This is a genomic window from Sphingobium xenophagum (genome assembly GCF_031457465.1).
Taxonomy (GTDB): domain Bacteria; phylum Pseudomonadota; class Alphaproteobacteria; order Sphingomonadales; family Sphingomonadaceae; genus Sphingobium; species Sphingobium xenophagum_A.
Map to the genome: position 1 here is coordinate 302,245 of NZ_JAVDWV010000002.1, position 7,084 is coordinate 309,328.

General features: G+C 62.8%; 6 protein-coding genes. 2 read left to right on the forward strand and 4 right to left on the reverse strand.

Translation table 11 applies throughout. The annotated features are described in order from the left end of the window. Positions 1-72: 72 nt before the first annotated feature. From J2W40_RS03125 to pabB, 3 genes are all read right to left on the reverse strand, one after another. On the reverse strand, positions 73-1,275 hold the full coding sequence (locus J2W40_RS03125) for a pyridoxal phosphate-dependent aminotransferase (RefSeq protein WP_310221942.1): 1,203 nt from the start codon (positions 1,273-1,275) through the stop codon (positions 73-75). A gap of 186 nt (positions 1,276-1,461) precedes the next feature. Next, complete coding sequence (locus tag J2W40_RS03130) at positions 1,462-2,085, reverse strand: aminotransferase class IV (protein WP_310221943.1); 624 nt, start codon at positions 2,083-2,085, stop codon at positions 1,462-1,464. A gap of 47 nt (positions 2,086-2,132) precedes the next feature. Beyond that, positions 2,133-3,308, reverse strand: a complete 1,176-nt coding sequence (gene pabB / locus J2W40_RS03135) for an aminodeoxychorismate synthase component I (RefSeq protein ID WP_310221944.1) — start codon at positions 3,306-3,308, stop codon at positions 2,133-2,135. 94 nt (positions 3,309-3,402) lie between these two features. Between pabB and J2W40_RS03140 the strand changes: the two genes are divergently transcribed. After that, positions 3,403-3,798, forward strand: coding sequence for a DUF983 domain-containing protein (locus J2W40_RS03140; RefSeq protein ID WP_310221945.1), 396 nt, complete (start codon positions 3,403-3,405; stop codon positions 3,796-3,798). Between the two features lie 95 nt (positions 3,799-3,893). On the opposite strand, the gene J2W40_RS03145 is transcribed toward J2W40_RS03140, so the two are convergent. After that, positions 3,894-4,331, reverse strand: coding sequence for an acyl-CoA thioesterase (locus J2W40_RS03145; protein WP_069065189.1), 438 nt, complete (start codon positions 4,329-4,331; stop codon positions 3,894-3,896). 258 nt (positions 4,332-4,589) lie between these two features. Here J2W40_RS03145 and J2W40_RS03150 point away from each other — a divergent pair, with 258 nt between their 5' ends. Beyond that, on the forward strand, positions 4,590-6,863 hold the full coding sequence (locus tag J2W40_RS03150) for a TonB-dependent receptor domain-containing protein (RefSeq protein ID WP_310221946.1): 2,274 nt from the start codon (positions 4,590-4,592) through the stop codon (positions 6,861-6,863). The last annotated feature ends 221 nt before the right edge of the window (positions 6,864-7,084 follow it).

Consider the following 7,084-nt stretch of genomic DNA (forward strand, 5'->3'; position numbering starts at 1 on the left):
TTTTTGATGGTTTTAGGCGCGACCCTACCACGCAGGGGCGCTCCGGCCGCATTGCAGCCGGTGCGACTTCCCTTATTTCAGTGCGGCGCAGGCTTCCTGAATGCGCGTGCAGGCCTTTTTCAGCACATCTTCCGATGTCGCATAGCTGATGCGGAAGGCGGGCGAGAGGCCGAAAGCAGCACCGTGAACGGCCGCAACCTTCGCTTCGTCCAAGAAATAGGCGATCAGCGCTTCGTCATTCTCGATACGCACGCCCTTGGGCGTCATCTTGCCGATCACGCCGCTGGCATCGGGATAGACATAGAAAGCGCCTTCGGGCGTCGGGCAATCGAGGCCCGGCGCATCGTTCAGCATCGCCACCACCATGTCGCGGCGCTTCTTGAACACGGCGTTGCGGTCCTCCAGAAAGTCCTGCGGGCCGGTCAGCGCGGCAACAGCCGCAGCCTGGCTGATCGAACAAGGGTTGCTGGTCGACTGCGACTGCAACTTGCCCATCGCCTTGATGATCCATTCGGGACCACCGGCAAAGCCGATGCGCCAGCCGGTCATCGAGAAGGCCTTGGAGCAGCCATTCACCGTCAGCGTGCGGTCGTACAGTTCCGGGCAGACCTGCGCGATCGTCGCGAACGGCGTCGATGCATACCAGACATGCTCATACATATCGTCGGTCAGGATCAGCACATGGGGATGGCGCAGCAGCACGTCGGCCAGCGCCTTCAATTCGTCGGCGGAATAGGCCGCACCGCTGGGGTTGGACGGCGAATTGAGCATCACCCACTTGGTGCGCGGCGTGATCGCCGCATCCAGTTGCGCAGCTGTGATCTTGTAGCCCTGGCTCGCCGGCCCCTCGATGAAGACGGGCGTGCCGCCCGCGAAATTCACGATGTCGGGATAGCTGACCCAGTAAGGTGCCGGGATGATGACCTCATCGCCCGCATCCACCGTCGCCAGCAGCGCATTGAAAAGTGTATGCTTGCCGCCGGAGTTCACCGTGACCTGGCTGCGCTTGTAGACCAGCCCATTATCGCGCTTGAACTTGAACATCACCGCTTCCTTGACGTCGGCAGTGCCGTCCACGTCGGTATAGCGGGTCTGGTTGTTGCGGATCGCGGCGATGCCCGCTTCCTTGACGAAATCGGGCGTATCGAAGTCCGGCTCACCCGCCGACAGGCCAATAACATCCACGCCTTCGGCTTTGAGCGCGTTCACGCGCGCGCTCATGGCGAGCGTGGCGGACGGCTGGATGCGACCCAAGGCGGCGGAAGTCTGGCTCATGGCAACAATCTTTCTTCAAAGCGACGTCCAAGCGATCGGCACAGCCCGCCATCCTGGGAATCGCGACAAAAAATATTCAAATCCCCTCATCCGACCATAGGACGGATGCCGCGTCCCTTAGTGCGCAACGGGCAACGGGGCAACCGGCCAGATGGCGGGGAATGGCTATTCGGCAGGAAAGCCCGGCTATGGCGCCAGCGTCGCCGCGACCATGCCGCGCGCGGCATTACCGATGAAAAAGCCCCGCTCCAGATCGGACACACGCAGGTCGCCCTCGACCGCCTCGCCCATGTCGATCAGGCTCTGGCGCAATATGCCGGGCAGCAATCCGCGCGCCAGCGGCGGCGTCACCAGCTTGTCGCCGCGCTCGACGAACAGCGAGGAAAAACAGCCCTCGGTCAGATAGCCTTTCGCGTCGATCAGCGCGACCTCATAGGTGCCACCGCGCTTGAGCGCGTCGCTATAGAGACTGCGGTCGGTGGTCTTGTGCAACAGGCGCAAATCATCGGCCGGCGCATGGCGCGGCACGACCTTGACCGGGACGATCGCCTGGGGCCAGCCGATATGATCGCGCACCTCGATCGCCACCGCACCGCTGCGCGATGCCATCAACCGCACCCGGCTGCGTTCGCGCAGGCGGAAGGTCGCGGCCTGCAATTCGTTGCGGACGGCATGGCGATCAAAGGCGAAGCCGAACGCATCGGCGCTCGCCTTGAGCCGCGTCAGATGCAGTTCCAGCAACCTGATCCCGTCGAGCGGGTCGAAGGCCATGGTTTCAATAAGGTCGAAGCGTCGATCAGCCAGTGACATTGCCGCTATTCCAAGCCCTTGCCGGTTCGAGAGTCAAGCTGGAGACATCAGGCCGGGGCAAGAAAGCGCCCTTTGGCCAGGCATTCGGCCCATTCCGAATCCACCTGCGAATCTGCGACGACGCCCGAACCAAGGCCGAGGCGACCAACACCGCTGCCTTCCGCGACGCATAAAGTGCGGATCGCCACATTGAAGGCAGCGTCGCCCTCCGGGTCGATCCAGCCCATCGTGCCCGTATAAACGCCGCGCGGATGGGGTTCGACCGCATCGATGATCTCCATCGCCCGCACCTTGGGCGCGCCGGTGATCGACCCGCAGGGGAAGAGAATGCGCAGCACATCGACCGGCGACAGGCCGGGCAGGATGCGCGCGCGCACGGTCGACACCAGTTGATGCACGGTCGGGAAGCTCTCGACCTTGAACAGGTCCGGCACGATCACGCTGCCCGCGCGCGACACGCGGGACAGGTCGTTGCGCAGCAGGTCGACGATCATCAGATTTTCGGCGCGCTGCTTGGGATCGGCGGCGAGCCAGCGCGCCAATTCGGCGTCCCGCTCTGGATCGCCGTCGCGTACCGCCGTCCCCTTCATCGGCCGGGCGGTCAGTTGCCCGCGCACCTGGGTAAAGAACAGCTCCGGCGAAAAGGACAGCAGCGCATGGTCGCCGGTGCGGATCACCCCGCCATAGCCCGCCGCCGCGCGCGGCCGAACGGCGGCATAGAGCGCCATCGGATCGCCGGTCAGCGGCACATAGCAAGGGAAGGTCAGGTTCGCCTGATAGATGTCGCCCGCGCGGATATAATCCTGCACCGCGTCGAAGGCGACGCGATAGTCTGCCTCCTCAATCATCGGCCGCAACGGCCCGACCTGCACCCCGGTCGGATCGGGCAGCATCGCAGGCAGCGTACCGGGCGGGATCAGCCGCACCCCTTCGAACAGGCCGAACCACAAGAGCGCCGACCCATCGGACCGCTGGTCATGGCGGCGGGCGATCGGTGCCAACCGTTCCTCCAGCGCCAGCCCGGCTTCATAGCTCATATAGCCCGCGACATGCAGCCCGGCCTCGCGCGCGTCGGCGATGCGGTCGAGCGCTGGCTGCACCTCCTCCATCCGATGAGCGGCGATGACCGACACGGGATCGCGATAGAGGCGCGCAGCCGCGGCGTGGCGCGGGCGGGCATCATCGAACAGGGCAAAGATTTCGGTCGGGCCGGGAAGACGCATGGGCGTGTCTTAACAGGCTTTGCGCGCGGCGAAAGGCCGATCCAAGGTGCAGTGTCCTTGCAGCAGCACAACGAACGCCCTACCCCATGCGGCCATGACCGATCCCCTCCCCGATCCCGCCCCAGACGCCGTGGCGGCGCGCCCGTTCGGCCCAGCGCTCGCGCTGGCGCTGCGAGGTCGTTGCCCGGCCTGTGGCGAGGGCCGTCTGTTCGCCCACTTCCTCAAGCCCGTGCCCGCCTGCACCCACTGCGGCCAGCGCTGGGATCTGCATCAGGCGGATGATTTCCCGTCCTATATCGTCATTCTGCTGCTCGGCCATATATTGGTGCCGCTGATGATCGAAGTGAACAGCGCCTTCGCCATTCCGCTGGGCTGGCAGGCGGCGATCTGGCCGACCTTGGCCTTCCTGCTGGCGGTGGCGATGATTCAGCCGGTCAAGGGCGGCGTCATCGCCTTCCAATGGACCCGGCGCATGGCGGGGTTCCGGTAAAAGTCACCGGTTTTAGGGGCCGACAAAACACCCTCCTCCGTTCGTTTCGAGCGAAGTCGAGAAACGCTCGAACCAACCGGGGATTGGGAATCCGGTCAGTCCGGCTGCCGTAGGAAATTCCGCTCCATCGCCTCCCGCAGCGTTTCGTCAATCTCGCGACGCCCTTCCGCGCCATGGGTGACGACCGTAGTGTCGCAGGTCGCGACGCATACGCCCTTCTGGAACCCGGCCGAACTGATCGTCCAACTGGTCCGGCCGATATGGCCGATCGCGCAATGGACTTCGAACGGATAGGGGAAATGCGATTCCTCGATGAAGTTCAACTGCACCGCCGCGACCAGCCAGCGCACCCCCTGTTCCTGCGGATGGCGGCCCAGATGGTGATGGAAGCGGATACGCGCGGTTTCGAAAATACCCGATATCGCCACATTGTTGATGTGACCCATCGTGTCGAGATCCTGAAATCGGGTGTCGATGCTGGTGACGAAGCGATAGGCTTCTGGAGTGAACCGCCAGGATTCGGGTTTGGCCATGTCCTGATTTCCCTCTAACAATGTTGCACTTGCCATAGCCCTGCTGGCCCATGATGCAATCGCACCCGCGAAATTGGGCGCAGTGCGACCTTTATGACACAATGAAACCAGCGCTTTTGCGTAATCCTTCCAAATCATCGCAAAACCGTCATCGTTACGTCTTCGATACGTCAAGCTACTCTCATTGCAGTGCAACATGTCGCGCTTACGGCCCCCGACCAAGCCGGTCTCCGGTCTTTCCAAGGGGGAAATTTTCACATGCGTCCTGCTACAGCCTTGCTGCTCGCCTCCACCATGTTGGCCAGCACGCCCGCATTCGCCCAGACGGCCTCGCTCGCCGTGCCCGCCGCCGCAGCCGCCGCCGTGGAAGGCGATGAAATCATCGTCTTTGGCCGCGGCGAAACGCGCCAGGTGCATGAAATCAAGGCGCGCGACATCGTGGTGCTGACGCCGGGCACCAATGCGCTCAAGGCAATCGAAAAGCTGCCCAGCGTCAACTTCCAGTCGGCCGACCCGTTCGGCAATTATGAATGGTCGCAGCGCATCTCGATCCGCAGCTTCGACCAGACCCGGCTCGGCTTCACCTTCGACGGCATTCCGCTCGGCGACATGAGCTATGGCAACCATAATGGCATGCACATCACCCGCGCGGTCAGCAGCGAAAATATCGGCAGCGTGCGCGTGGCGCAGGGTGCAGGCTCACTCGGCACCCAGGCGACCAGCAATCTGGGCGGCACCATCGAAACCTTCTCGATGGACCCGGCCGAGGCGCTCGCCGCGCAGGGCAACCTGACCTATGGCAGCGACGACACCTGGCGCGCCTTTGCCCGCTTCAACATGGGCAGTGCAGGCGGCGTTCGGGGCTTTGTCTCCTACGGTTATGGCTCGACCGACAAATATAAGGGCACCGGCACGCAGGACCAGCATATGGTCAATGCCAAGGTGGTAATCCCCGTGGGCGAAGCAAAGATTGATGGCTGGTTCAGCTATTCCGACCGGCGCGAGCAGGATTATCAGGACATGTCGATGGGCATGATCCGAACCCTGGGCTGGAACTGGGACAACACCTTCCCCGACTATGCGCGCGCGGTAAACTATGCCGACATCGGCAATAATCGCGGCGAAACCGGCGCGCCCGTTTCCAATGCGGCGGCAGGCACCGTCTATCCCGACAATGTCACGTCGGTATGGGACGCTTATTATGACGCGGCGGGCCTGCGCGAAGACTGGCTGGGCGCGGTCGGCATCACCTCGCCGCTGGGCGACAACGCCAACCTGCGGCTCAAAACCTATTATCACAAGAATAGCGGCATGGGCCTGTGGGGAACCCCCTCGGTCCCCAGCCCGACCGGCTCGCCGCTCTCCATGCGCACCACCGAATATGACATGGAGCGCGTCGGTATATTCGGCGCCACCGACTTCACCATCGGCATCCAGACCATCGAAGTCGGCCTCTGGTATGAGAATAACAAGTTCAACCAGGCCCGCCGCTTCTACGCCTTTGCCAGCCGGACCGAGCCGGGCTTGTCCTTCCGCGACTATCCGACGAACCCCTTCGCGACGCAGTGGGAATTCAAATTCAACACCGACACCATCCAATATCATGTCCGCGACAAGATCGACCTTGGCATGGTGACGATCAATCTGGGCTGGAAGGGCTTCAAGGTCACCAACGAAGCGGAAGCGGTGGTCTCCAGCAGCTTCCCCGAAGGCAAGATCAAGGCGCAGGACTGGTTCCAGCCCCATGCCGGTTTCGCGGTAGAACTCAGCCCAGAGGCCGAAATCTTCGGCGGCTTCACCCAGGTATCGCGCGCTTTCGCCAGTTCGACCACCACTGGCCCCTTCTCCACGGGCCAGGCTGGCTTCGACCAGATCAAGGACGATCTGAAGCCGGAGGCGTCGGACACCTACGAACTGGGCCTGCGGTATAACAGCCCCATCTTCAACGGTACGCTGGGTGCCTATCTGGTAAACTTCCGCAACCGCCTGCTGGCGGTTCAGGTCGGCAGCCCGATCCTGGGCCTCGCCAACGCGCTGCAAAATGTCGGCGGCGTGCGCTCCATGGGTATCGAAGCGGCGGGCGACCTGCGCCTTGGCAACGGTTTCGGGCTCTACGCTTCCTACAGCTTCACCGACGCCACCTATCGCGACGATGTCTTCAACAGCAGCAATGGCGCGCTGGTTGCCGCCATCAAGGGCAAGACCGTCGTGGACAGCCCGAAGCATATGCTGCGCGGCGAACTCAACTATGATCAGGGTCCGATCTTCGGCCGGATCGGCACCAACTATATGTCCAAGCGCTTCTACAGCTACACCAACGACGTTTCGGTGCCGGGCCGTCTCATCGTCGATGCCAGCCTGGGCTATCGCTTCACCGACAAGATCGAGTTGCAACTCAACGCCACCAATTTGTTCGACAAACGCTATGTCGGCACCATCGGGTCGGGTGGCTATGGCAATAGCGGCGACGGCCAGACCCTGCTGGTCGGCGCGCCCCAGCAATTCTTTGCCACGGTGAAGGCCGGGTTCTGACGTAATATAAGCGGGAAGGCTGTGACTTATCTCCCCTCCCCGGCGGGGAGGGGTCGGGGGAGGGGGAGCGAGGCGAAGCCGAGCGTCCACGCTAGCGGCAGTACACCCCCACCCAACCTCCCCCTCAAGGGCAGGGCTATCGCATATGACCAAGCATTGAGAGAAGGAATGCATCGTTCCACCCTGCTCGTTTGATTTTGCCTTTGATTGATCCCTTGTCC

Excerpts from the sequence above, each read along its gene's own strand:
- J2W40_RS03145 (WP_069065189.1), bottom strand. The coding sequence starts at position 4,331 with ATGGCCAAACCCGAATCCTGGCGGTTCACTCCAGAAGCCTATCGCTTC.
- J2W40_RS03125 (WP_310221942.1), bottom strand. The coding sequence starts at position 1,275 with ATGAGCCAGACTTCCGCCGCCTTGGGTCGCATCCAGCCGTCCGCCACG.
- pabB (WP_310221944.1), bottom strand. The coding sequence starts at position 3,308 with ATGCGTCTTCCCGGCCCGACCGAAATCTTTGCCCTGTTCGATGATGCC.
- J2W40_RS03130 (WP_310221943.1), bottom strand. The coding sequence starts at position 2,085 with ATGTCACTGGCTGATCGACGCTTCGACCTTATTGAAACCATGGCCTTC.
- J2W40_RS03140 (WP_310221945.1), top strand. The coding sequence starts at position 3,403 with ATGACCGATCCCCTCCCCGATCCCGCCCCAGACGCCGTGGCGGCGCGC.
- J2W40_RS03150 (WP_310221946.1), top strand. The coding sequence starts at position 4,590 with ATGCGTCCTGCTACAGCCTTGCTGCTCGCCTCCACCATGTTGGCCAGC.